Below are 1,173 nucleotides of genomic sequence, written 5' to 3'. Positions count from 1 at the left end.
GGTTGGCACCGCGCAGGTTGGCATCGCTCAGGTTGGCACTGCTCAGGTCGGCACCGTGCAGGTCGGCATTACGCAGGTTGGCACTGCTCAGGTCGGCACCGCGCAGGTTGGCTTTCGATCCAGAACCGAATCCGCTCGCAACCCATACTTTATGTGCTTCTAAAATCTTATTCAGCTGTACTGCATCCATTGATTTGCTCCTGAATTTAGGCAATAAAAAAGCCGCTCTAGGCGACTTGTATCTATTCAATAAGCTATTCACTTTCTGTCTTAACCCTTGTCTGGTAAGGGTAGGGAGTGAGTAGCTAGTTATTCATTAAACCTGTTTTTGACGGGTCAGGCTCCCGTATCTGCTATACCCCTACAGCGAGATTCGTGTAATATCTAAACACCCCTACAGTGTTGAGGTTCATCAATGGATAAGTTTGATAGGAATGTTCAGCGTGATTTATTGCTAGCTCTTTATGAATCATCACCAGAGGGTATTAGCAATACTGAAAGTGATAACTTTGAAAACTCTTTCGGGGGTATGGCTAATTACGTTGCCAATCTCAGGTACCTTGCTGAGCATGGACTATTAGCCTGCAAAATAGACCGATACTCACATGGATATGAAATAACGCCAGAGTTAATGAAAATAACTAACAAAGGTATTGATTTCATCAGGAACGATGGTGGTCTTGGCGCGATACTAAATGTCGTAAATGTTAGGCTTCATAGTGACACCATCAACAAACTTGAGTCTATTATCTCTTCGTCTAACGCCCCTGAAGAAGAGAAGGCGACACTGATTTCAACACTTCGCAAGCTTCCTGAAGATGCCATAAAACATTTGAACCTGAAATTATTGGATATGGGGGTTTCTCATTTGCCGAACGCAGTTCACGCAATTCAAACAGCCCTCCACAACCTGTTTTAAATTGTTCAGAATCCCTTATTCTCACAAACTTTCCCCAACCAAGGCTTTTACTCAATAAGGCCCAAAAGTCTTGGTCTGAATCGGCGCTAACGAAAAACCCGTTGGGATGAAAGTATGCTGTGTATATCTTCATACTTACCTCGCACTAACTGAAACTGATTTACGATGCCCGAATATTCAGCCATCAAGAATTGGTTCCTGCTCTTATATGCCGCTCAGGATGCGCGACCCCCTTTAGTCACCACAACAGCCGG

Annotated in this window: 2 protein-coding genes; one reads left to right on the top strand and one right to left on the bottom strand. The window is 44.4% G+C overall.

All coding sequences use genetic code 11. The annotated features are described in order from the left end of the window. Window positions 1-190 (bottom strand): pentapeptide repeat-containing protein (locus MKR94_RS04510; protein ID WP_241645635.1); only part of this gene is annotated, 190 nt, incomplete at its 3' end. 225 nt (window positions 191-415) lie between these two features. Between MKR94_RS04510 and MKR94_RS04505 the strand changes: the two genes are divergently transcribed. Next, entirely contained in the window at window positions 416-919 is a 504-nt protein-coding gene (locus MKR94_RS04505; RefSeq protein ID WP_241645633.1) for a hypothetical protein, read from the top strand. Window positions 920-1,173 lie beyond the last annotated feature (254 nt).

This window comes from Rosenbergiella metrosideri, assembly GCF_022602565.1.
Classification (GTDB): Bacteria; Pseudomonadota; Gammaproteobacteria; order Enterobacterales; family Enterobacteriaceae; genus Rosenbergiella; species Rosenbergiella metrosideri.
Note: the sequence above shows the minus strand (reverse complement) of the source record. Positions and strands in the feature narration are given on the sequence as shown.

Excerpts from the sequence above, each read along its gene's own strand:
- MKR94_RS04505 (WP_241645633.1), top strand. The coding sequence starts at position 416 with ATGGATAAGTTTGATAGGAATGTTCAGCGTGATTTATTGCTAGCTCTT.